A 20,838-nucleotide genomic window follows, 5' to 3' on the forward strand; every position below is an offset into this window, starting at 1 on the left:
GGTGTCGGTGTCGCGGTAGGTCTGCGCGGTGGCCGTGGTGCCCTGCTGGGCGTGGTCGACGGCCTGCCGGGTACGCGTGACGTGCTGGCGGGCGGTCTGGACGTGGGTCTGCGCGGCGCCGGTGAAGCCGGAGCCGATGAGGCCCATGCTCTGTGGGCCGACGTTGACGCCGTCGAGGGTGGTGCCGACGGCGTCGACGCGACCGCCGGTGTTCTGCAGGCGCCCGGCCATGGTGTCGATGCCGTCGGTGTCGACGTCGACGCCGTTGCCGCCGGGACCGCCCGTGCCGGACGGCCGACGGGTGGTGCCCGACCCGCCGTCGCCGCCGGACGAGCTGCCCCCTGGTCGCCTGCGTCGCGGAGTCACGGCCCCCACCTCCCGTATCGGTCTACCACCCGAGCGCGGGCGCCGCCACGACGTCGACGGCCCCGGTCGGGCGGCGGTTTCCCTCAGCTCGCGAGCACGCCTTCCACGGGGACCGGCTGGGCGTCGGTGCGCACGTCGGCGAGCTCCACGGCCGGCGCGACCGTGCGCCAGACCCGGTAGCCGACCTCGACCAGGCCGAGCTCGGTCGCGATCAGGTAGTCCTCGACGGCCAGGTGCAGCACCGCGGTGTCCTGGCCGCGGGCGAGCACCTCGAACGGCGCGCCGCGCCAGGTGCACAGCGTGCGCAGGAAGGTCAGCGCCTCCAGCTCCGCGTGGTCCACGAGCTTGACCCGCGAGCCCATCAGGTCGACGAAGTCGGCCGGCGCGGGCCGCCCCGGCATCGGGTGCAGCAGCAGCTGGCCCGGGCCCGCCAGGTCGACGTCGAAGTCGCCGCCCTGGTAGCGGGCGGTGAACCCGCGGCGGACCAGCGGCGGCAGCGGCACGGGCGGGGCGAAGAACACGGCCTCGCCGAACGCCGGCTCCTCCGGGATCCGCTCCCAGCCGACCGTGCGGCCGCGGTAGCGACCCAGCCGGCGCGGGGTGTCGGTGGCGTCCTGCACCCACAGCTCCGTGCCGATCGGCAGCTCGATGAGCGTCACCACGTACTCGGCGAGCCGGTGCCGCTCGCCGGGGAAGTAGCCGGTGCCCAGGAACGGCGGCGGGTACACCCGCTGCACGCCCAGGTCGGCCGCGACCTCGCGGGTGGCGCCGCCGAAGCTGGTGTGGAACGGGTAGGTGTGGCACGCGTAGAACTTGAGGAAGTAGACGTGGTCGACCGGCCCCCAGCCGGGGATCCTGGTGAGCCCGTACTCGGTGGCGAGCTCCGCGGTGGTGAACCCCACGGTGTCCTGCGCCCGGCTCGCGAACCCCTGCACGCGGTGCGGCTCGAACCGGCCCGGCACCACCACGTTGCCCAGGTACAGCCCCGCCATCCCGGGCTTGACCGGCACGTGCATGACGGTGGCGCCGTTGATGCCGGCCGGTGCGTCGCTCGCGGCCGCGGTCATCGCTGCTCCTTCGCGGCGCGCCACGGCCCGAGCAGGTCGAACCGGTCCTCGCGCACGTCGTGCACCTCGGCCTTGGGCACAGTGGCCATGAACGTGTACCTGTCCTCCTGCCAGTGGCGGGAGCCGTCCGCGGCGTCCTTCCTGGCCTCCCACTCGTCGGCGATCTTACGGCCGTTGCCGCCGTCGAAGCTGATCCAGTACGTGCCGTCGTCCATCTCGGCATTCACCTTGAACGGCTCGCCGACATAGGTGCCGACGGTGCGGATCCGGTACCACTCGTCGAGGTCCTCGATCGGCACGGTCGCCACCTCGTTCGCGCCCGTCTCCTCGTCCCACAGGGTCACGGAGCTCCCGTCGCCGCTGTCGGACCGGTACCGCTTCCCGCGGTAGACCGCGCGGTAGCCGGACGGGAGCGTGCGCCTGCTCATGGTCCGCCGCGCACGTCGAACCAGCCGCGACCGGGCAGGTTCACCCCGGCGAGGCCCTCGGTGCCGTCGGCGCGGACCTCCCACAGCTCGATGCGCCCGTTGTAGTTGTCCTCGCGGAGCATCCACTCCGGGGCACCCGAGCCGGACGCGCCGCCGTCGGTGTACCCGGTGCCGAGGAACGGCGGCCGCCAGTTGCGTGCCTCCCGGTTGCCGGCGATGGCCTGCATGTCGTCGGCGTCGTGCTGGTTGGTGGAGCCGAAGCTCGGGTCGAGCGCGTCGCCACCCGGCGCGGGGAACCGCAGCTGGTACGCCTCGTTCGCGCCGGCCTGCACCGGCGACCAGCCGGCGCCCTGGTCGTCCAGGCCCAGCTTCTCCCGGTACTGGCCCGGCGTGTCGTACTGCGCGGTGTCCTGACCGCGGGCCACCGAGCCGCGGAGGGTGTCCGGGTCGAGCGGGGCGCCGTTGTAGGTGTCGTCGTTGCGCAGCAGCGCCTCGGCGAGGTCGGGCTTGATCACCTTGGTCATGACCTCGCCCGGCTGGGCCGGGATCGCGTTGCGCACCTCGGCCACCTCGACGCGCTGGTCGTGGCTGAGCTGGTCGGTCGGCGTCTGGGTGAGGCCCAGGTGCTGGTCGGGGTCGTAGCCCCGGTCCTGGGCGAGTTGGCGGACCTGGTCGTCGAGCGGGCTGGTGGCGGTGTCGTAGGAGTCGCGCGGGTACTGCGGGGCGAGCTCGTCGCTGCCGGCGTTGTTGCCGAGGCTGTTCGGCGGCGGGTCGTCGCCGGGCGGGTTGTTCGGCGGCGGGTTGTTGGGGCCGTCGCCGTCGTTCCCGTTGTTGCCGCCGTTGTTGTTGCCGCCGTTGTTGGAGCCGCCGTTGTTGTTGCCGTTGTTCGAGCCGCCGCTCGTCGTGGGCGGGTCGGTGGTGCCGCCGTTGTTGCCGGAGCTCCCGCCGGTGCTGCTCGGCGTGGTGGTGTCCGAGCTGGCCTGCCGGACGTCGGTGGTGGTGTCGATGCCGCCGAGGTTCTGCGCGTTGGTGGTGTCGGTGTCGCGGTAGGTCTGCGCGGTGGCCGTGGTGCCCTGCTGGGCGTGGTCGACCGCCTGCCGTGTCTTGGTGACGTGCTGGCGTGCGGTCTGGACGTGGGTCTGCGCGGCGCCGGTGAACCCGGAGCCGATAAGGCCCATGCTCTGTGGTCCGACGTTGACGCCGTCGAGCGTGGTGCCGACGGCGTCGACGCGACCGCCGGTGTTCTGCAGGCGCCCGGCCATGGTGTCGATGCCGTCGGTGTCGACGTCGACGCCGTTGCCCCCGGGCCCGCCCGAGCCCGGCCGGCGCGTGGTGGTCGTCGACCCGGAGTCGTGGTGGCTCGACGTCGAGCCCCCGCTGTGCCTGCGGCGCGGGGTCATGAAGCGTCCTTGTCGGCGTGGAACCGGGTGATCCGGGCGCCCCGGGTGTTGAACCATTGCTCGAGGTCGGGTCCGTCGAGGAGTGCGCGCTGGCCGCGGAAGATCACCGAGATGGGCCCGATGACGGTGCCGGTGAGTCCGCGTACCTGCGCGGAGTCGAGGATCGTGTTGCGCAGCACGGCTTTGTCGGCGGTCGCGTCGGTGAGGTTGGCGCGGGCGAGGGTGGATCGGGTGAGCAGTGCGTCGCCGAGGTTGGCGCCGGTGAGGTCGGCGCCGGTGAAGTCGGCGCGGTTGAGTTCGGCGGCTTTGAGGTCCGTGCCGCGCAGCCGGGCGTCGCGGAACACCGAGCCGCGTCCGGACGCCTTGGTGAGGTCGGCGCCGCTGAGGTCGGCTTCGGAGAAGTCGGCCTCCTCCACGTGCGCCCGCACCAGCGAGCAGTTCCGCAGGGTGGCGCCGAGCAGCCGGGACTTGCTGAACCACGCCTCGGTGAAATCGCCACCGGACAGGTCCGCGCCGGAGAAGTCCAGCTCGATCCCGTAGAAGTCCTCGCCGGGCGGGCCGGCCAGCCAGTCGCGCAACGCCTTGGCCGCGACCTCGTCGGCCGGCCACCGGGCGGGGGTCCAGCTGCTACGGGTACCAGGTGATTCGGTCACCCCAGCCCTCCTCCTCGACGATGCGCCGCATCTCATCGATGTCGTGCTGGTTGGCATTGCGCGTGTCGACGACGACATCGCGACCGCGATCGAACTGACCCTCCACGGTTTCCCGGAAGTCGGCCTCATTGTAGGCATTGGGGAACGGCCGTTGCCGAACGTGCTCGGGCACCTCGGGCGGCCAGTCGGAGTGCGCGCCCTTCATGTCCTGGGGCCGTCCGTTGCCGCCGATGAAATCGCCCTGGCCGGGTCCGTCGGGCCGCCGGTAGTCGCCCGCGAACGGGCCCTGGCCGCGCTCGTGGAGGTCCATCGCGATGCGGGCCTCGTCCCGCGACCCCTTGGTGACCTTGTTGTTGTGGTCGGGGTCCTTCGCGAGCTCGGCGAACTTCTCCGGGTTCTCCTTCTCCAGCTGCGTCAGGCGCTGGTTGAGCGCGGCCTTCTCCTCGGGCGTCAGCTCCGGGTGCGGCTCCCTCGGGTTCTTCGGCCGGCGGGGGAGCGGGTTGTCGCCGCCGTCGTCGCTCGCGGGCGGGTCCTGCCGGTGGCCGGGTGGCTCGTTGCCGGAGCCGCCGGAGTCGGGCGGCTGGGTCGCGGGCTGGTTGGCCGGCTGGTCGGTGCGCCCTGGCGGCGGGGTCTGGTCGTTGGTGGCCGGTGGCCTGGTCGTGGTCCCGCCGGGCGGGTCGGTGGTGCCGCTCGGGGTGGTGGTGTCGTTCCCGCGGGCGGGCGTCACGTCGGTCTCGGCGTCGGGCCGGGCGAGGTTCTCGGCGTTGGTCCGGTCGGTGTCGCGGTAGGTCTGCGCGGTGGCCTTGGTGCCCTCTCGGGCGTGGCCGATGCGCTCCTTGACGCGTGCGAGCAGGGCCCGCGCCTTGCCCAGGTGCGTGCGGGCCGCGCCGGTGAAGCCGGAGCCGAGCATGCCCATGCTCTGCGGGCCGACGTCGACCCGCTCGACCCGGCCGCCGATGTCGTCGACCCGCCCCGCGGTGTCGTCGAGCCGGCCGGCCATCGTGTCGATGCCGTCGGTGTCGACGGTGACCCCGTCGCCCCCGGTGCCCCCGGCCGGCCGCCGGGTCGACGGGTCCGGCGTGTCGTGCTGGGACGAGGAGCCGCCGTGGTGCCTGCGGCGCGGGGTCATGCCTGCGCGGGTGGCGTGTCGTAGGGCTTGGCCGCCTGGTAGGCGCCGAAGGCCAGGTCCCCGGCGGTGGAGAAGCGGTCGAGGCCGTCGGCCAGGTGCTGCATCGCGCGGGCCAGGTCGCCGAGGCGGCCGGCCTGGCGGCCGAGGCCGCTCAGCAGCTTGGTGATCTTGCCGCTGATCCGGGTGGCGGTGGCGACCGCGCGGGCACCCGCGACCCCGCAGAACGCCGCGATCGAGCCGCCGAAGGTGACCGCCGCGGAGGCCGCCGCGATCAGCGCGTACCGGATGAGCTCGGTGATCAGCGAGGAGATGATGTCGAAGACGATGCCGCGCAGCGTGGTGACCAGCATGCCGGAGATGCCGACGACGGCCGCGGTGCCGTCGAGGGTCATGCCCATCGAGTCGAGCTCCTCGGCGAGCTGGGTGAGGCTGCCGTGGTAGGCGTCGGCCGCCTCGCCGGTCCAGTCGGCGATGGTGCCGAGGTCCTGGCGGTGCTCCTCGGCGATCGTGCGCATCTCGGCGGCGGCCGACTTGAGCGCGTCGACGTTGGCGTTGATCTCGTCGGGGTTGCCGAGCAGCGCGTCCAGCGGCTCGCGCAGGAACGACACGTGCTCGAGCAGCCAGCCCACACCGGCGCTGACGATCGTGCCGAGCGGGTCGATGGCGGCGCCGATCGTGTCGATCACCACGCCGGTCGCGCTCAGCGCGACGTCGACGACCTTCTCACCCTCGGACGCCGAGTCGCTGGTGATCGAGTCGACAAGTCCCGCATAGCTGTCGACGATCCCTGCTCCGGATGTCGCCGTTGTCATGCCTGCCACCTCCCATGACGCGCGCCCCCAGCGGGCGGCTCAGGCCCTACCGGTCGTCGCGGCCGAAGATCTGCTCGTCACCGAAGTCGTCGTCCTCGGCCTGACCTCTCCTCCGAGGTGGACGGGCCGGACGCGGCGGCGGTTCCATCCGCGGCGGCTCGATCCCAGGTGTTTCCGTTCGCGACCAGTCCGCCGGCCGCGGCGGTGGCTGCTGGGCCGGCGGCTGCTCGGCCTCCCGCTCCTCGTTGAACCCGTAGTCGGTCTCGTCCTCGGCGTTCTCCTCGGGATCCGGCTCGGGGATGTAGCCGGTGACCATGTGCATGGCCTCGGAGTCGGCGCCGAGCGGCGCGAACGCCTCCGCGACGTTGACCGCGGCGGAGCGCTGCGCCTTGCGGGCGAGGTGCATGATCTTGCCGGCGAGCTCGGCCCCGGAGCCCCGCCACGCGGACTCGTCGATGCGCAGGTTGGTCAGCGAGCCGTTGGGCGCGACCGAGACGCTGACCGAGCCGTCGGGCGAGGTCTCCGTGACCCCCGAGGCCTCGAGGTTCTCCTGGAACTCGGCGGTTCTCGCCTTGATGTCGTCGATCTTGGCGTTGAAGTCCGCCAGCCACTCCTCCGGGGTGACCACCACCGGTTACCTCCTAGAAACTGCCCGTGGGTCGCGCCCAGCATATGGGGGGCGGGTGCCCGCCGTGGCGAAAGTGTGCGGATCGGCGCCGGTCAGATCGGCAGCTTGCGGAAGATCGCCCGCGGGACATGTCGCAGCACCGACATCAGCACCCGCCACGCCGCCGGCGCCCACACCAGCTCCTTGCGCTTGTGCACCGCGTCGACGACGAGCGCGGCGACGTCCTCGGGCTTGGCCGCCAGCGGCGTGGCCTTCATGCCCTCGGTCATCTTCGTGTGCACGAAGCCGGGGCGGACCACGGTGACCGTGATGCCCTCGCCCCGCAGCGCCTCGCCCAGCCCCAGGTAGAAGCCGTCCATGCCGGCCTTGGTCGAGCCGTAGACGAAGTTGGACCGGCGCACCCGCTCGCCGGCCACCGACGACAGCGCCACGATCCGGCCGTGCCCCTGCTTGCGCAGCCGCTCGGCCAGCGCGACGCCGACCGAGACCGCGGCGGTGTAGTTGACCTGCGCGAGCTCGACCGCCCGGGCGTGGTCCTGCCACGCCTGCTCCGCATCGCCGAGCAGGCCGAACGCGACGACCGTCACGTCGAGGTCGCCGTCGGCGAACGCCTTGTCGAGCACCGCCGGATGGCTCGCGGTGTCGAGCGCGTCGAACTCCACGGTGGACACGGTGGCGCCGGCCGCGCGCAGCTTCTCCGCGGCGGCGTCCAGCCGGGGAGAGGGCCGCGCGGCGAGCACGACCCGCAGCGGCCGGCGGCTCGCATAGCGCTCGGCGACGGCGAGGCCGATCTCCGAGGTGCCGCCGAGCAGCAGCAGCGACTGGGGATTTCCGACCGCGTCAATCATAGGAACAACCTTCTCGACATGTCCGATGCGAACACACTGTGGGGGTCGACGGCGGCGCGGACCTTGCGCCACTCGTCGAGGCGCGGGTAGCCGCGTTGGATGACCTCGGGCGTCGCGCGCGACTCCTTGGCCAGGTAGTGCCGCCCGCCCGCGTCGAGCACCAGCTCGTCGAGCGCCTGGCACAGCTCGTGCAGTCCCGCGCGGACCGGCAGGTCCACGCACAGCGTCCAGCCGGGCATGGGGAACGACAGCGGCGCGGGGTTGCCGTCGCCGAACCGCTTGAGCACGTTCAGCGCGGACACGTGGCCGGCCTCGGTGATCATCTCGACGGTGCGGCGGATGACGTGCTCGGCGCCGAACGGGACGACGAACTGGTACTGCAGGAACCCGTGCGGGCCGTAGCCGCGGTTCCACTCGCCGAACATGTCCAGCGGGTGGAGGAACTGGGTGATGTTCTGCACGACGTTGTGCCGGGTGGGCGACTTGCGGTACCAGAGCTCGCTGAAGACCTTGCCGGTGAGGCGGTTGAGCATGCCGGGCGGGAACACGTTCGGCACGGTGAGCAGCTGCGGCGCGTCGAACGTGAGCGGCTGGTCGCGCAGCTTCTTCGGCAGGTCGGCGATCCTCGCGTGGTTGGCCCGGGTGACCAGGCCGCGGCCCAGGTGCGGGCCGGTGGTCACCGCGTCGAACCAGGACACCGACTCCACATAGGACTCGTCGTTCTCGGTCTGCTTGGCCATCAGCTCGTCGAGGTCGCCGACCTGGTCGGTGTCGACGAGGAAGTAGGCGGTCTCGACGTGGTTGAGGTGCAGGGTGGCCCGCAGCACGATGCCGGTGAGGCCCATGCCGCCGACGGTGGCCCAGAACAGGTCGGTGTCGGGGCCGTCCGGCGTGAGGGTGTGGACGGTGCCGTCGGCGGTGAGCAGGTCCATCGACAGGACGTGGTTGCCGAAGCTGCCCTCGACGTGGTGGGCCTTGCCGTGGATGTCGCTGCCGATCGCGCCGCCGACGGTGACCTGCCGGGTGCCGGGGAGCACCGGGAGCCACAGTCCGAAGGGGAGCAGCGTGCGCATCAGAGTGTCGAGCGAGACGCCGGCGTCCACCTCGACCAGGCCGGCGTCGGCGTCGACCCGGTGGATCCGGTCCAGCGCGGTCACGTCGACCACGACGCCGCCCGCGTTCTGCGACGGGTCGCCGTAGCTGCGCCCGAGCCCGCGGGCGATCACGCCCCGCTCGCCGGCTTCCCTGACCACGGTGGCGATCGCGTCGATGTCCGCGGTGCGGACCACGTGCGCGGCGGTCGGTGCGGTGCGTCCCCAGCCAGTGAGTTGGGCCAGCTCGTCATGTCCTGGCTTCACCGCACCGAGGGTACGGGGCGCGGGGGTGGTGCCTAGACTCGCGTCGTGGTCGCGACAGCGGAGGGCGATGTGCCGAAGATCGGGCTGGTCAACCAGCTCGGCAGGTTCGTGCTCATCGGCGGCTTCTGCGCGCTGGTCGACTTCGGCGTCTACCAGGGGCTGCTGCACCTGGGCCTGTGGGTGCACCTGGCGAAGGCGCTGAGCTTCATCGTCGGCACCACGACCGCGTACTTCCTCAACCGCCGCTTCACCTTCGCCGCCGCCCGCACCGGCGGCGCCGCGCAGCTGGGTGGCTTCGCCCTGCTCTACACGGTGACGTTCTTCGTCAACGTGGGCACGAACGCGCTGCTGCTGGCCGTCCTGCCGGCATCCCGCTGGGAGATCCTGCTGGCCTGGGCGATCGCCCAGGGCACCGCCACCACGATCAACTTCGTGCTGCTGCGGACCGTGGTGTTCCGGGCCGGCTAGCGCCGCTTCTCGAACCAGTGGTGGGCGTAGTGCTCGTCGTCGATCTGCGCGATGCCTGTGTCGTCGCCTGTGTCGTCGTCGAACCGCGGTGCGCCGCAGCTGGCACACCGCGCGGCTGGAGACCGACAACGCGCTCACCTTGTCCGCCCGCTCGTCGAGCACGGCGCGTTGCTCCCGGCCCGCGCTGGTGAGCGTGGCCAGCCGAACCCGCCGGCCGGCTGCGCAGCTCGCGGACGTCCGCGCCGATCGGCTATCGGCTCAAGTCGCGAACCCGTGCCGCTTCGGCTGGCCGCTCCCGTAGACCCGCGCGAGCGGCGGCAGCTCATCGAGATGCGCGGTGACGACATGCGAGAAGTTGACGAAGACCTTGGTCCCGTCGGCGAGGGTCGGCGAGTACACCTGCCCCGTGGCGAGCAGGTTGTGCAGGAGGTTGTCGAGTTCCCGCTCCCCCTCCTCGGAGAGGGCGAAGACGAGCGGCTCACCGCCGTTGGACAGATGGAGCACGAGGGCACGCTTGGGATCAGCCATGCCACGAGCCCACACCCGATCCCCGCCCCCGGCAACCGAAGTTCACCAAGAGCGGATCCGCCAGGAGCAGACGACGTTGTCCACAACGCCGCCGGTTATCCACAGCAACCTGTTGGTACCCCTGTTGCCTCACGTCAGGATGCCCGCGTGGGTGGATTCGGTGTCGTGCCCAACCGCGGGCACCTCTACCGGCGCCGCTCGATGATCCACACGTAAACCTAGAGCCGGAAGAACCGCTCCTTGCGCCCCTGCCGGCACAGCTTGAGCCACTGCACGAACGCCTTCGGGTCGCGCTTCGTGCCGATGAAGTACAGCCCGAACCGCACGATCTCCAGCAGGCCGATCTTCCGCAGCCCCGGCTGGGACAGCAGGTACCCGCGGTTGCGGTACGTGTAGTACCGCTTCACCTCGTTCTCCGGGTCCTGCGCGTGCAGCCGCCCGCCGAGCATCGGTTTGAACTCGTCGGAACCGTCCGGGTGCAGGTACGCCGCCCGCAGGCACGTGCCGAACGGCAGCCCCGACCGCACCAGCCGGCGGTGGATCTCCACCTCGTCGCCGCGGAAGAACAGCCGGTAGTCGGGCACGCCGATGACATCCAGGGTCGACGCGCGGAACAGCGCGCCGTTGAACAGCGACGCGATGCCCGGCAGGAAGTCGGTCCCCAGCTCGGACGCGCTGCGCTTCCACGTGAGCCCGCGCCGCAGGGGGAACGCCAGCCGGGACGGCGTCTCGATGTTCGTCACCACCGGCGAGATCTCCGCCAGCCCGCGCGAGGACGCCTCGCCCAGCAGGGTCTCCAGCACGGTCTCGTCCGCCGGCCGGCCGTCGTCGTCGGCGCACCACACCCACTCCGCACCCAGCGCGAGCGCGTGCAGCATGCCGAGCGCGAACCCGCCGGCGCCGCCGAGGTTGCGTCGCGACACGAGATACGTGCTCGGCACCGGGCACGACTCGACGATGTCGCGCGCCGGCTCGTCCGGGCCGTTGTCGACGACGACGAGGTGGTCCGGCGGCCGGGTCTGCGCCGCGATCATCTTCAGCGAGTCGGCGAGCAGCTCCCTGCGGTGCCGGGTGACCACGACGGCCACCACCGCATCGGCCGACAACTGCTCACGTGACGTCATCAGACCTCGCCGCTCTTGGTGATGAGCACGGGGGACTCGAGCCGCTCGAGGGCTTCCTTGTCCAGGTGCGCGAACGGGTCCTTGCCCTTGTAGGCGGTGAGGACCTCGCGCAGCGAGCCCTGCATCTTCATCTGGCCCTCGTCCATCCAGATCGCGGTGTTACACAGCTCGAACAATAGGTCGTCCTGGTGCGATGCGAACACCAACATGCCGGAGCGCTTCACCAGATCGACGAGCCGCGTTCTGGCCTTGTTGAGGAACGCCGCGTCGACGGCGCCGATGCCCTCGTCGAGCAGCAGGATCTCCGGGTCGATCGAGGTGACCACGCCGAGCGCGAGCCGCACCCGCATGCCGGTGGAGTAGGTCCGCAGCGGCATCTGCAGGTAGTCGCCGAGCTCGGTGAACTCCGCGATGTCGTCGACCCGCTTCTCCATCTGCTTGCGGGACATGCCCAGGAACAGCCCGCGGATCATGATGTTCTCGAGCCCGGAGATCTCCGGGTCCATGCCCACGCCGAGGTCGAACACCGGCGCGACCTTGCCCACGATCCGCGACGAGCCCCTGGTCGGCTCGTAGATGCCCGCGAGCAGCCGCAGCAGCGTGGACTTGCCCGCGCCGTTGTGCCCGACCAGCCCGATCCGGTCGCCTTCCTTGAGGGAGACGGAGATGTCGTGGAGCGCCTCGATGATCGGCACCCTCTGCTCGGTGCCGATCTTGCCGCCGACCTTGCCGAGGACCGCCTTCTTCAGCGACCGCGACTTGGCGTCGAAGATCGGGAAGTCGACCGAGGCGTTCCAGACGTCGATGCTCACCATGTCGTTAAATTCGCCTCACTCAGACCCAGTAGGAGATCCGGGCACGGTAGTTGCGCATGGCCAGGAGAGCCACGCCCCACCCCACCACGGTAAACACACCGACCACCGCCCAGTGATGCCAGCTCTGCGTGTTGCCGATCAGCGGTGCCCGCAGCAGCTCGATGTAGTGGTAGAGCGGGTTCAGCTCGGCCACCAGGATCCGCCAGCTGCCGCCGCCCTTCGGACCGACGTTGGTCAGGATGTCGGTCGTCCACACGATCGGCGTCATGAAGAACAGCAGCTGGGTGAGGCTGAGGATCACCGGCGGGATGTCCCGGTAGCGGGTGCTGATGATGCCGAACAGGATCGCCACCCAGCCCCCGTTGATGGCGAGCAGCACGAACGCGGGGATGGCGAACACGATCGTCCAGCTGATGCCCGGCTGGAGGACCGTGCTGCCGTCCTGGATGGTGTAGCCGTTCTTCGTCAGGTCCGACCAGAAGATGATGACGACGACGACGTAGACCAGCATGTTGTGCGCGAACATCAGCGTGAGCCGCCACACCGTGCGCAGCGCGTACACCGTGAGCGGCGCCGGCAGGTGCTTGATCAGGCCCTCGTTGCGGATGAACGTGTCGGTGCCCTCGGTCAGGCAGCCGAGGATGAAGTTCCAGACGATGAACCCGACCGTGATGTACGGCAGGAACGTGGGGATCCGCGCGCCGAACAGCTGGGAGTACAGAAGGCCCAGGCCGGCGGCGGTGATGGCCATCGACAGCGTGATCCACAGCGGGCCGATGACCGACCGCCGGTAGCGCTGTTTGATGTCCTGCCATCCCAGGTGGCCCCACAGCTCACGCTGCTTGATGCCTTCGGAGATGTCCGCCCATGCGCGTTCCCAGCTACGGGACGACGGGGGTGGTGCTGGGGCCTGCTCCTGCGCGGCCGTGGCGGTTGCTGGCACGGCTATCGAGCCTACCGGCGGCAGGTTGCGGCTCCGCATGGGCCGGAATCCGCGCTCGACCTCGGGCGGCCACCCGATCGGGACGCCTGGTGCTGGTAACTTCTGCGCCCATGGTCGACGTCGCCCCGGGGCAGAGCATGCTGCGCTCGTTGTTGGACGTCTACGCCGAGCACCCAGAGCCACGCACGGTCGCCGTCGTGGGCAACCAGCCGCTGGAGCCGGACGCGGAGCGCGCCAAGGCGATCGACGCGGCCGACCTCGTCATCCGGGTGAACGGTTTCCGCCTCGACGAGCCGGGTACCCCTCCCACGCTCGGCAGCCGCTGCCATGTCGTCGTGTTCAACAGGGCGTTGCGCGCCACGAAGTGGGTGTTCGAGGACTACCGGCGGCGGCTGTACCTGATGGTGGAGCCGGGCCGGCTGCACTGGGAGCCGGACGCGATCCCGGGCTGGTGGCCGGCGGACCTGGGGTTCGTGCCGGTGTCCAACCGCGAGGTCACGCTGCCGCTGTCGGACGCGCTGGACCTGCCCACGGGCGAGCAGGCCACGTGGGCGACGACCGGGACGATGGCCGCGTGGATCGCGCGCACCAGCTACCCGGAGGCGGAGCTGATCCTCACCGGGTTCTCCTTCGTCGACAACCCGAACCAGACGTCCTGGATGCATGCCGCGGGCGACTCGTGCATCGTCGGCCCGGAGCACCGGATAGCCGCCGAGGGCAGGTTGCTCGAGACTTGGTTGCAGACCAGCCGCACCACCCTGCTCCGCTGAGTTCGAGAATTGAGAAGTTGACCATGGCAGACAGCCGCATCGCCACGTTGCGCAAGCTCGTGTCCGACCGCATCGGACACTTGATCGACTGGCGGATCAACCACCCGGTCGAGGGCAACCGGCTGTACGAGTTCTACGGCGCGGTGGACGCCCACGGGCGCCACCTCGACGACCTCGAGCGCGTCCGGCACGACCACGAGCGCCGGCTCGCGGACCTGGAGCGCCGGTTCGGCGAGGTGGAGCGGGCCCAGCACTGGTCGGCCAACGAGCTCGAGCGGATCATCCCGCAGATCGCCGCGCAGGAGTCGCAGCTCGAGTCGCTGCGGGAGAAGCTCGGGACTGTGCCGGCCGCCGACCGGCCCCAGATCGACGAGTCGCGGACGCTGATCGAGGAGATCCGGCGCGAGCACAGCCAGATCCGGGTGCGGCTCACCGCGGTCGCCCAGTACGAGGATCGGTTGCGCCAGCTGGAAGATCGCACGCGGAGTAACTGAACACAGCTGTACACAACGCTCCGTTACCATTATTCACAGTTTAGGCTTCAACTGTGAATTGTTGACCGGAAGACTCCACTACTCAACAGTTCAGTCGGCACGCCCATCCTGGACGCTGTGTATACACAGGTTTCGGGAGGTCGGGGCTATGGTTGACGTCCAGTGGTGGTTATCCGGCTACGACAATCGGGTGCACGCGTTCGGCAGCGAGGAGGCCGGGCGCGACTTCGGTGAGGCGCTGTGCGAGCACAGCGTCCCCAACACCAAGATCACGTGCACGGACGACGGCGAGCGGTGTCTGGCGTGCCTGTTGATCTTCGGCGACATCCTGGCCGACTCCTACGGTGAGGCGACCTGGCGCGCGTCGTAGTTGTACGTTGGCGGCCATGCGTGAGGTCCGAATCGGCAAGCACACGATCGGTCCGGGCCACCGGCCGTTCGTCATCGCGGAGATGTCCGGCAACCACAACGGTGACCTGGACCGAGCGCTGGCCATCGTCGACGCCGTGGCGGCCTCCGGTGCGCAGGCGCTGAAGCTGCAGACCTACCGGGCCGACACGATCACCATCGACGTGGACCTGCCCGCGTTCCGCATCTCCGCCGACCACTCGCTCTGGGGCGGGGAGAACCTGTACCGGCTCTACGAGAAGGCCCACACCCCGTGGGAGTGGCACGAGCCGATCTTCCGCAGGGCCCACGACCAGGGCCTGACGGTGTTCTCGAGCCCGTTCGACCCCACGGCCATTGATCTCCTGGAGTCCCTCGACGCGCCCGCGTACAAGATCGCCTCCGCGGAGATCGTCGACCTGCCGCTGATCGACCTGTGTGCCCGGACCGGCAAGCCCCTGGTGATCTCGACGGGCATGGCGAGCGTCGCCGAGATCCACGCGGCGGTGACCACGGCCCGCGCGGCCGGCAACGACCAGCTGATCGTGCTGGGCTGCACGGCGTCCTACCCGGCCCCGCCCGAGGACAGCAACCTGCGCGGCATCCCGCTGCTGGCCGACATGTTCGACGTGGTCCCGGGCCTGTCCGACCACACGATGGGCATCGGTGTCCCCGTGGCCGCGGTGGCGCTGGGCGCCTGCGCGATCGAGAAGCACGTGACGCTCTCGCGCGCGGACGGCGGGGTGGACAGCGACTTCTCCCTCGAGCCGGCCGAGCTGGCGTCGCTCGTCGTGGAGACCGAACGCGCCTGGCAGGCGCTCGGCGCGCCGCGGCTGGGCCCGCGCGAGAGCGAGCGCGAGGTGCTGCGCCTGCGCCGCTCCTTGTACGTCGTCGAGGACGTTGCCGAGGGCGACGAGGTGACCACGGCGAACGTCCGCTCGATCCGCCCGTCCGGCGGCCTCCCGCCCGCGTCGCTGGGGACGGTCCTGGGTCGCCGCTTCCGCGTGGCGGCGGCCAAGGGGACGCCGCTGACCTGGGACATCGTCTAGCCGCTAGACGCCGGTCGCGCCGCTACACGCCGGTCGCGCCGTCGATCCGCTCGCGGAGCAGGTCGGCGTGCCCGTTGTGCCGCGCGTACTCCTCGATCAGGTGGACGAGGACCCAGCGCAGTGAGACGGTCCCGCGCCACCCGTCGGTGCCGACGACGTCGAGGTGCGGCGCCGCGCCGACGAACCCGTCCGCGAACGCCACCTCGTCCCGCCAGGCCGCCCACGCCTCGGCGACGACCGCCGGGTCCGCCGTAGCGCCGTCGAAGTCCCCGTCGGGGTTCGCGTTGGTGGCGAAGCGGGGTGCCACGTCCTGGCCGGCCAGCACCTGCCGGAACCAGCGCCGCTCGACGTCCGCGAGGTGGCGCACGAGCCCGAGCAGCGAGAGCGTCGACGGCTCCACCGACCGCCGGGACAGTTCCACGTCGAGACCCGCGCACTTCAGCTCCAGCGTCGCCCGCTGAGCCCGCAGGAAGTCGACGAGCATGGCCCGCTCGTCCCCGGTGGTACGAGCTCCGACCCGAGGATCCCGCTCGGCGTCGACGAACATCTCGGCCCTCCGCCGCACACCTGCCATGCCGACGATCATGAACGCCACCGAGGAAAACGCAAGACCCAGGGGCGGCCGGAGTTGTCCACAGGCCGGCTCGCGGGCGGCCCGAAACCGTCGGTGCCCGTCGATAGGCTGGATACCGGGGGGCCGGCGGCCGCGCCCCCGTCACGAAGGCCCGCTCCGCGAGCAAAGCCGCAAGTCAGTCGGGCGGCGTCAGCTCCGCCAGCCGTGACCGCGCGTACGCCGGCTCCAGCCGCCACCCGGCGGCCGCCTCCCACGCGTTCACCGCCGACTTCGCCACCCCGTCTCCGGGCAGGTCCGGCAAATCCGCCAGGTCCAGCGCCGGATGGTCCACCCGCGCCTCGTCCCAGTCCAGGAGCCCGATCCCCGCGGCAGACATCCGCACGTTCGCCGCGCACGGGTCGCCGTGGACCACCGAATGCGGCCCACCCAGCGCCGCCCACGCCCGCCGGCACGCGGCCACCGCGTCGGCGGGCATCGCGGTCAGGTCCACGTCGCCACCACGGTCGGCCGTCAGCAGCTCGGTCGTCGAGCGGAAGCCCGGCCGCTGCGGCCACCCCGCGGTCAGCGAGTGCAGCCGGCGCAGCTCTCGCGCCACCGCGGGCCAGTCACCGGCACCCGGCTCCCGGCCGGCCACCGCTGCACCACCACCCCGCCGACGTGCCGCCGGCCGTCGACGGTCAGCACCGACGCCGGCACCAGGAAACCGTGACCGGACAGGAAGTCGAGCAGGTCCAGCTCCCAGTCCAGCGACGCCACCGACCGCCGGGTGCGGCGACCGACCAGCCGCTCCCCGCCCAGCCGCAGCTCCAGCACCTCGTTGCGCCGCCCGCCACCGAGCGGGCCGAGGACCGACACCGGACCCCAGGCGGCGAAGGTCCCGGGGAAGGTCACCGGAAGAAGGCCCGGACCAGCTCGATCACCCGGTCGGCGTCGGCGTCCGCCAGCCCGGGGAACAGCGGCAGCGACAGCTCCTCGGCGTAGAAACGCTCCGCGTTCGGGCACAGCCCCCGCTGGTAGCCCAGGTCGGCGAACACCGGGTGCCAGTACACCGGGAGGTAGTTGACCTGCACGCCGATCCCGTTCGCGCGCAGGTGGTCGTACAGCGCGCGCCGCCGGCCGTCGAGCACCCGCAGCGGGTACAGGTGCCATGCCGGCTCGGCGCCGGGCAGCAGCACCGGCGTCGCCACACCGTCCACATCGGACAAGCCGGCCGTGTACCGGGCGTGCAGGTCCGCCCGCCGCGCCACGAACGACGCGAGCCGCTTGAGCTGGCTGGACCCCAAGGCGCACAACACGTCCGGCAGCCGGTAGTTCAGCCCCAGCTCGTGCACCTCCTGGTGCCAGCCGCCCTCGTCCGGGAACCGCTGCCGGTCCCGCGACCGCACCAGCCCGTGGTTGCGGAACTCCTGGGCCCGGCGCAGCACCGCGGGGTCCACGCAGGCCACCGCGCCACCCTCGGCGGTCGTCAGGTTCTTCGTGGGGAAGAACGAGAACGTCGTCAGGTCCGCCCACGACCCCACCGGCCGCCCCTGCCACGAGCCGCCGATCGAGTGCGCCGCGTCCTCCAGCAGCAGCGCGCCCGCGTCGTGCGCCACGGTGGACAGCGCGTCCAGGGGAGCGGGATGCCCGGCGTAGTCCACCGCCGCCACGACCTTGGTCCGCGGCGACAGGGCGGCCGACGCCGATGCCGCGGACATGTTCCCGGTGTCCGGCGAGACGTCGGCGAACACCACGGAGGCCCCGCGCAGCACGGCGGTGGCGGCCGTCGCCACGAACGTCATCGGCGAGCACACGACCTCGTCGCCCGGCCCGACGCCCGCCGCCGCGTAGGCCACGTGCAACGCCGCGGTCCCCGACGTCACGGCGACCACCGGCACCCCGCCGGTCCAGCCGGCGAGGTCGGACTCGAACTGCGTGACCGCCGGGCCGGTGGTCAGCCAGTCGCCCCGCAGCACCGCCGCGACGGCCGCCACGTCGTCCTCCACAATGGACTGGCGGCCGTAGGGCAGCAGGTCAGCCATACTGCTCGACCAGGGTGCGCAGGTCGTCGTCGGTGAGCCACAGGTCGTTGGTGTCCGAGCGGTACGCGAACCCCTCCGGCACCGCCGCGCCGTCGGTCGGCGGCTCGTAGCCCCAGCCCGCGATGTGCGGCATCACGACGTACCGGTCGCCGAGCAGCAGGGTTCGCCGCGCGTCGTCCGACGCGATCATCTCCTCGTGCAGCTTCTCGCCGGGCCGCACGCCGACCTCCTTCATCGGGCTGTTCGGCGCGATCACCCGGGCCAGGTCGACCAGCCGCATGCTGGGGATCCGCGGCACGTACAGCTCGCCGCCGTGCATCTGGTCGAACGAGCTGACCACGAACTCGACGGCCTGCGGCAGCGTGATCCAGAACCGGGTCATCCGCAGGTCCGTGATCGGCAGCGCCTCACCGCGCTCGGCGAGGGACTTGAAGAACGGGATGACGCTGCCCCGCGAGCCCATCACGTTGCCGTAGCGCACCACCGAGAACCGGGTCGGATGCCCTGCGGCGTAGTGGTTTCCGGCGATGAACAGCCGGTCGGCGCACAGCTTGGTCGCGCCGTAGAGGTTGATCGGGCTGGACGCCTTGTCCGTCGACAGCGCGACGACCCTGCGCACGCCGCAGTCGATGGCCGCCTCGATCACGTTCTGCGAGCCGGTGACGTTGGTCTGCACGAACTCGAACGGGTTGTACTCGGCGGTGTCGACCTGCTTGAGCGCGGCGGCGTGCACGACGAACTCGATGTCGTGCATCGCGCGCTCGAGCCGGCGGCGGTCCCGCACGTCGCCGATGAACCAGCGCAGCCGCGGGTCGTCGTCGAACAGCTGCCGCGCCTCGTACTGCTTGAGCTCGTCGCGGGAGAGCACGACGAGCCGGCGCGGGTTGAGGTGCTCCAGCGCGTACGCGATGAACGCCTTGCCGAACGACCCCGTCCCGCCCGTGAGCAGGATGCTGGCCCCATCCAGCAAAGCCATCGTTACCTCCGTGATATCTGGGCTGCGCCAGTGCGCCATCATGGCACCCGTGCGAGTCAACGCGGTCATCCAGGCACGGCTGTCGTCCACCCGGCTGCCCGGCAAGGTGCTCCGGCCGCTCGGCGGGCGCAGCGTCCTGAGCTGGGGAATCCGGGCCGCGGCACACGCGGTCGACCTCGGGACGGTCATCGTGGCGACGTCGGATTCGCCCGATGACGACCCGGTCGCCCAGGAAGCGGTCCGCTCCGGCGCCGAGGTGGTGCGCGGCCCCCTCGACGACGTGCTGGCCCGCTACGAGCTCGCCGCGCGCGAGCACCCGTGCGACGCGATCGTCCGGCTCACCGCCGACTGCCCGCTGCACGACCCGACGCTGATCGGACAGGTCGTCGCGCTGTGGCGGTCCGACCCGAGCCTGCAGTACGTGAGCAACGTGGTGGTGCGCACGCTGCCGCGCGGGTTCGACGCCGAGCTGGTGCGCCGCGACGTGCTGGCCGAGCAGAACGTGCTGGCCGCAGGCAGCCACCGCGAGCACGTGACGTCGGCGATCTACACGCAGCCGGACGTCTACCGGTGCGCGGGCGTGATCGTCGGCCAGGACAACTCCGACCTGCGGGTCACGCTGGACACCGAGCAGGACGCGGCCCTGCTGGACGCGGTCGTCGCGGAGCTGGGTGGCGGGGTGCCGAGCTGGCGGGACGTGGTCGCGTTGCTGCGGTCGCGGCCGGACCTCGTCGCGCTGAACGCCGAGGTCGTGCAGAAGATCGTATGACCACGTTGCTCCTGCGGGCCGACGCCGGCCCCGCGATCGGCGTGGGACACCTGTCCCGGTGTGTGGCGCTGGCCGAGGCCGCGGTGGCGCGGGGCTGGCGGGTGTTCTTCGCCGGCGAGGTGGGTGGTGCCGGGTGGCTGGCCGACCGGCTCGCGGCGGTGGAGGTGCCGGTGCTCGCGCCCGCGGAGCTGGCCACGCAGGCCGCGTCGCTCGCCGCGGACGTCGTGCTGGTCGATCACTACGGGCTCGGCGAGCTGCCGGAGGTGCGCTCGGTCGCCCGGCTGGTATCCATGGAGGACGGCTCGTTCGGTCGCCGGGCCGCCGACGTCGTGGTGGACGCCAACCTCTTCCGCGCGGTGCGGCCGCCCGACGGGTCGCCGGTCGTGCTGGCGGGGCCGCGGTTCGCCCCGCTGCGGGCGGACATCGCGGCGGCCCGCGCGGCGCGGCGCGCCCGGCGCGCGGGGGCGCCGCGGGTGGTGGTGGTGATGGGCGGCGGCGCGGCCGGTCCCGCGGTCGGCGCCGCCCTCACAGCCTTGCGCGACACCGGCGTGCCGATGACCGTCCACGCTATCTCGGCGTCGCCCGTCGAGGTGCCCTCCGATCCCGGGCAGGTTTTCTCCGTCCAGCCGCCGACGCCGACCCTGCCGGCCCTGTTCGCCGAGGCCGACCTGGTGGTGAGCGCGGCCGGCGTGACGTTGCTGGAGCTGTGCTGCGTCGGGGTGCCGGCGGCGCTGGTCCAGCTGGCCGACAACCAGGCCGCCGGCTACCGGGCCGCGGTGGACCAGGGTCTGGCCGCGGGCCTGGGCACCGTCGAGGACCTGCGGCACGCCGTCGAGCCGCTGCGCCACCTGCTGCTGAACCCCGAGGCCCGCGCCGCCCTGAGCACGGCGGCGTCGACCACCGTGGACGGCCGGGGGGCGGCTCGCATCCTGGACGCCTGCGCCCTGACGGCCCGCGAGGCCACCGAGTCCGACGCGGACCTGCTGCTGAGGTGGCGCAACGACCCCGAGACGCTCAGGTGGTCGCGCGGTCAGCAGCCGGTGGCCGAGCCCGTCCACCGGACGTGGCTGACCCATTCCCTGACGAACCCCGACCGCCTGCTGCTCGTGGTCGAGACGGACCACCCGGTGGGAACGATCCGCTTCGACCGCACCGAGGGTGACGTGTGGGAGGTCAGCATCACCGTCGCCCCGGAGGACAGGGGCCAAGGCCTGGCGAGCGGAATCCTCAC

Annotated in this window: 25 protein-coding genes and 1 pseudogene; 7 read left to right on the forward strand and 19 right to left on the reverse strand. The window is 71.6% G+C overall.

Going from position 1 to position 20,838, the window contains the following annotated elements; translation table 11 throughout:
* The 10 genes and pseudogenes from VGD70_RS30350 to VGD70_RS30395 form a co-directional block, all read right to left on the reverse strand.
* Positions 1 to 366, reverse strand: a pseudogene (locus VGD70_RS30350) (hypothetical protein); the annotation flags it as partial.
* Positions 367 to 449: 83 nt separating this feature from the next.
* Entirely contained in the window at positions 450 to 1,433 is a 984-nt protein-coding gene (locus VGD70_RS30355) for a hypothetical protein (protein WP_331087398.1), read from the reverse strand.
* The gene (locus tag VGD70_RS30360) at positions 1,430 to 1,861 is read right to left on the reverse strand and encodes a hypothetical protein (protein WP_331087399.1); all 432 of its coding nucleotides are present in this window, start codon (positions 1,859 to 1,861) and stop codon (positions 1,430 to 1,432) included. The genes VGD70_RS30355 and VGD70_RS30360 overlap by 4 nt, the downstream gene beginning before the upstream one ends.
* A complete protein-coding gene (locus VGD70_RS30365; protein WP_331087402.1) occupies positions 1,858 to 3,261 on the reverse strand; it encodes a WXG100 family type VII secretion target in 1,404 nt (467 codons plus the stop codon). The genes VGD70_RS30360 and VGD70_RS30365 overlap by 4 nt, the downstream gene beginning before the upstream one ends.
* Positions 3,258 to 3,914, reverse strand: a complete 657-nt coding sequence (locus VGD70_RS30370; RefSeq protein WP_331087404.1) for a pentapeptide repeat-containing protein — start codon at positions 3,912 to 3,914, stop codon at positions 3,258 to 3,260. The genes VGD70_RS30365 and VGD70_RS30370 overlap by 4 nt, the downstream gene beginning before the upstream one ends.
* Entirely contained in the window at positions 3,889 to 5,043 is a 1,155-nt protein-coding gene (locus tag VGD70_RS30375; protein WP_331087406.1) for a hypothetical protein, read from the reverse strand. The genes VGD70_RS30370 and VGD70_RS30375 overlap by 26 nt, the downstream gene beginning before the upstream one ends.
* The gene (locus VGD70_RS30380) at positions 5,040 to 5,855 is read right to left on the reverse strand and encodes a WXG100 family type VII secretion target (protein ID WP_331087408.1); all 816 of its coding nucleotides are present in this window, start codon (positions 5,853 to 5,855) and stop codon (positions 5,040 to 5,042) included. The genes VGD70_RS30375 and VGD70_RS30380 overlap by 4 nt, the downstream gene beginning before the upstream one ends.
* A 46-nt stretch (positions 5,856 to 5,901) precedes the next feature.
* On the reverse strand, positions 5,902 to 6,486 hold the full coding sequence (locus VGD70_RS30385; protein ID WP_331087410.1) for a YbaB/EbfC family nucleoid-associated protein: 585 nt from the start codon (positions 6,484 to 6,486) through the stop codon (positions 5,902 to 5,904).
* Between the two features lie 89 nt (positions 6,487 to 6,575).
* Positions 6,576 to 7,331, reverse strand: a complete 756-nt coding sequence (locus VGD70_RS30390) for a decaprenylphospho-beta-D-erythro-pentofuranosid-2-ulose 2-reductase (RefSeq protein WP_331087412.1) — start codon at positions 7,329 to 7,331, stop codon at positions 6,576 to 6,578.
* The gene (locus tag VGD70_RS30395; protein WP_331087414.1) at positions 7,328 to 8,689 is read right to left on the reverse strand and encodes an FAD-binding oxidoreductase; all 1,362 of its coding nucleotides are present in this window, start codon (positions 8,687 to 8,689) and stop codon (positions 7,328 to 7,330) included. The genes VGD70_RS30390 and VGD70_RS30395 overlap by 4 nt, the downstream gene beginning before the upstream one ends.
* 45 nt (positions 8,690 to 8,734) lie before the next feature.
* On the opposite strand from VGD70_RS30395, the gene VGD70_RS30400 reads away from it, so the two are divergent.
* A complete protein-coding gene (locus VGD70_RS30400; RefSeq protein WP_331087416.1) occupies positions 8,735 to 9,157 on the forward strand; it encodes a GtrA family protein in 423 nt (140 codons plus the stop codon).
* 258 nt (positions 9,158 to 9,415) lie between these two features.
* On the opposite strand, the gene VGD70_RS30405 is transcribed toward VGD70_RS30400, so the two are convergent.
* From VGD70_RS30405 to VGD70_RS30420, 4 genes are all read right to left on the reverse strand, one after another.
* Entirely contained in the window at positions 9,416 to 9,685 is a 270-nt protein-coding gene (locus tag VGD70_RS30405) for a hypothetical protein (RefSeq protein WP_331087418.1), read from the reverse strand.
* A 218-nt stretch (positions 9,686 to 9,903) separates the two neighbouring features.
* Positions 9,904 to 10,809 carry a glycosyltransferase family 2 protein gene (locus VGD70_RS30410; RefSeq protein WP_331087420.1) on the reverse strand — a complete coding sequence of 302 codons (906 nt, stop codon included), beginning with the start codon at positions 10,807 to 10,809 and terminating at the stop codon, positions 9,904 to 9,906.
* The gene (locus VGD70_RS30415) at positions 10,809 to 11,624 is read right to left on the reverse strand and encodes an ABC transporter ATP-binding protein (protein WP_331087422.1); all 816 of its coding nucleotides are present in this window, start codon (positions 11,622 to 11,624) and stop codon (positions 10,809 to 10,811) included. Before VGD70_RS30415 ends, VGD70_RS30410 begins: the two co-directional genes overlap by 1 nt.
* 19 nt (positions 11,625 to 11,643) lie before the next feature.
* Positions 11,644 to 12,567 (reverse strand): ABC transporter permease, encoded by a 924-nt coding sequence (locus VGD70_RS30420; protein ID WP_331087424.1) that lies wholly within the window; start codon positions 12,565 to 12,567, stop codon positions 11,644 to 11,646.
* Positions 12,568 to 12,707: 140 nt separating this feature from the next.
* Here VGD70_RS30420 and VGD70_RS30425 point away from each other — a divergent pair, with 140 nt between their 5' ends.
* The 4 genes from VGD70_RS30425 (at position 12,708) to pseI (ending at position 15,267) form a co-directional block, all read left to right on the forward strand.
* Positions 12,708 to 13,337 (forward strand): hypothetical protein, encoded by a 630-nt coding sequence (locus VGD70_RS30425; protein WP_331087441.1) that lies wholly within the window; start codon positions 12,708 to 12,710, stop codon positions 13,335 to 13,337.
* Between the two features lie 23 nt (positions 13,338 to 13,360).
* Positions 13,361 to 13,831 (forward strand): hypothetical protein, encoded by a 471-nt coding sequence (locus VGD70_RS30430; RefSeq protein WP_331087425.1) that lies wholly within the window; start codon positions 13,361 to 13,363, stop codon positions 13,829 to 13,831.
* A 148-nt stretch (positions 13,832 to 13,979) separates the two neighbouring features.
* The gene (locus VGD70_RS30435; RefSeq protein ID WP_331087426.1) at positions 13,980 to 14,201 is read left to right on the forward strand and encodes a hypothetical protein; all 222 of its coding nucleotides are present in this window, start codon (positions 13,980 to 13,982) and stop codon (positions 14,199 to 14,201) included.
* 16 nt (positions 14,202 to 14,217) lie between these two features.
* Positions 14,218 to 15,267, forward strand: a complete 1,050-nt coding sequence (gene pseI, locus VGD70_RS30440) for a pseudaminic acid synthase (RefSeq protein ID WP_331087427.1) — start codon at positions 14,218 to 14,220, stop codon at positions 15,265 to 15,267.
* A 22-nt stretch (positions 15,268 to 15,289) separates the two neighbouring features.
* On the opposite strand, the gene VGD70_RS30445 is transcribed toward pseI, so the two are convergent.
* The 5 genes from VGD70_RS30445 to pseB all read right to left on the reverse strand — a co-directional run bounded on the left by VGD70_RS30445 (position 15,290) and on the right by pseB (position 18,838).
* Positions 15,290 to 15,853, reverse strand: a complete 564-nt coding sequence (locus tag VGD70_RS30445; protein WP_331087443.1) for a DinB family protein — start codon at positions 15,851 to 15,853, stop codon at positions 15,290 to 15,292.
* Between the two features lie 163 nt (positions 15,854 to 16,016).
* Positions 16,017 to 16,475 (reverse strand): phosphotransferase, encoded by a 459-nt coding sequence (locus tag VGD70_RS30450; RefSeq protein WP_331087429.1) that lies wholly within the window; start codon positions 16,473 to 16,475, stop codon positions 16,017 to 16,019.
* Positions 16,403 to 16,732 (reverse strand): hypothetical protein, encoded by a 330-nt coding sequence (locus VGD70_RS30455; protein WP_331087431.1) that lies wholly within the window; start codon positions 16,730 to 16,732, stop codon positions 16,403 to 16,405. The genes VGD70_RS30450 and VGD70_RS30455 overlap by 73 nt, the downstream gene beginning before the upstream one ends.
* Complete coding sequence (locus VGD70_RS30460) at positions 16,729 to 17,862, reverse strand: DegT/DnrJ/EryC1/StrS family aminotransferase (protein ID WP_331087433.1); 1,134 nt, start codon at positions 17,860 to 17,862, stop codon at positions 16,729 to 16,731. Before VGD70_RS30460 ends, VGD70_RS30455 begins: the two co-directional genes overlap by 4 nt.
* Entirely contained in the window at positions 17,855 to 18,838 is a 984-nt protein-coding gene (gene pseB, locus VGD70_RS30465; RefSeq protein WP_331087435.1) for a UDP-N-acetylglucosamine 4,6-dehydratase (inverting), read from the reverse strand. The genes VGD70_RS30460 and pseB overlap by 8 nt, the downstream gene beginning before the upstream one ends.
* 49 nt (positions 18,839 to 18,887) lie before the next feature.
* On the opposite strand from pseB, the gene VGD70_RS30470 reads away from it, so the two are divergent.
* Both VGD70_RS30470 and VGD70_RS30475 read left to right on the forward strand, forming a co-directional pair.
* Positions 18,888 to 19,607 carry a cytidylyltransferase domain-containing protein gene (locus VGD70_RS30470; protein ID WP_414638097.1) on the forward strand — a complete coding sequence of 240 codons (720 nt, stop codon included), beginning with the start codon at positions 18,888 to 18,890 and terminating at the stop codon, positions 19,605 to 19,607.
* Positions 19,604 to 20,838, forward strand: a 1,235-nt coding sequence (locus VGD70_RS30475) for a GNAT family N-acetyltransferase (RefSeq protein ID WP_331087439.1), incomplete at its 3' end; no start/stop codon positions are given. The genes VGD70_RS30470 and VGD70_RS30475, both read left to right, overlap by 4 nt.

It is taken from the genome of Actinophytocola sp. (assembly GCF_036402745.1).
In the GTDB taxonomy this organism is placed as follows: Bacteria; Actinomycetota; Actinomycetes; order Mycobacteriales; family Pseudonocardiaceae; genus Actinophytocola.

Excerpts from the sequence above, each read along its gene's own strand:
- VGD70_RS30445 (WP_331087443.1), bottom strand. The coding sequence starts at position 15,853 with ATGATCGTCGGCATGGCAGGTGTGCGGCGGAGGGCCGAGATGTTCGTC.
- VGD70_RS30360 (WP_331087399.1), bottom strand. The coding sequence starts at position 1,861 with ATGAGCAGGCGCACGCTCCCGTCCGGCTACCGCGCGGTCTACCGCGGG.
- VGD70_RS30410 (WP_331087420.1), bottom strand. The coding sequence starts at position 10,809 with ATGACGTCACGTGAGCAGTTGTCGGCCGATGCGGTGGTGGCCGTCGTG.
- VGD70_RS30375 (WP_331087406.1), bottom strand. The coding sequence starts at position 5,043 with ATGACCCCGCGCCGCAGGCACCACGGCGGCTCCTCGTCCCAGCACGAC.
- VGD70_RS30355 (WP_331087398.1), bottom strand. The coding sequence starts at position 1,433 with ATGACCGCGGCCGCGAGCGACGCACCGGCCGGCATCAACGGCGCCACC.
- pseI (WP_331087427.1), top strand. The coding sequence starts at position 14,218 with ATGCGTGAGGTCCGAATCGGCAAGCACACGATCGGTCCGGGCCACCGG.
- VGD70_RS30365 (WP_331087402.1), bottom strand. The coding sequence starts at position 3,261 with ATGACCCCGCGCCGCAGGCACAGCGGGGGCTCGACGTCGAGCCACCAC.
- VGD70_RS30460 (WP_331087433.1), bottom strand. The coding sequence starts at position 17,862 with ATGGCTGACCTGCTGCCCTACGGCCGCCAGTCCATTGTGGAGGACGAC.
- VGD70_RS30415 (WP_331087422.1), bottom strand. The coding sequence starts at position 11,624 with ATGGTGAGCATCGACGTCTGGAACGCCTCGGTCGACTTCCCGATCTTC.
- VGD70_RS30390 (WP_331087412.1), bottom strand. The coding sequence starts at position 7,331 with ATGATTGACGCGGTCGGAAATCCCCAGTCGCTGCTGCTGCTCGGCGGC.
- pseB (WP_331087435.1), bottom strand. The coding sequence starts at position 18,838 with ATGGCTTTGCTGGATGGGGCCAGCATCCTGCTCACGGGCGGGACGGGG.
- VGD70_RS30430 (WP_331087425.1), top strand. The coding sequence starts at position 13,361 with ATGGCAGACAGCCGCATCGCCACGTTGCGCAAGCTCGTGTCCGACCGC.
- VGD70_RS30435 (WP_331087426.1), top strand. The coding sequence starts at position 13,980 with ATGGTTGACGTCCAGTGGTGGTTATCCGGCTACGACAATCGGGTGCAC.
- VGD70_RS30405 (WP_331087418.1), bottom strand. The coding sequence starts at position 9,685 with ATGGCTGATCCCAAGCGTGCCCTCGTGCTCCATCTGTCCAACGGCGGT.
- VGD70_RS30380 (WP_331087408.1), bottom strand. The coding sequence starts at position 5,855 with ATGACAACGGCGACATCCGGAGCAGGGATCGTCGACAGCTATGCGGGA.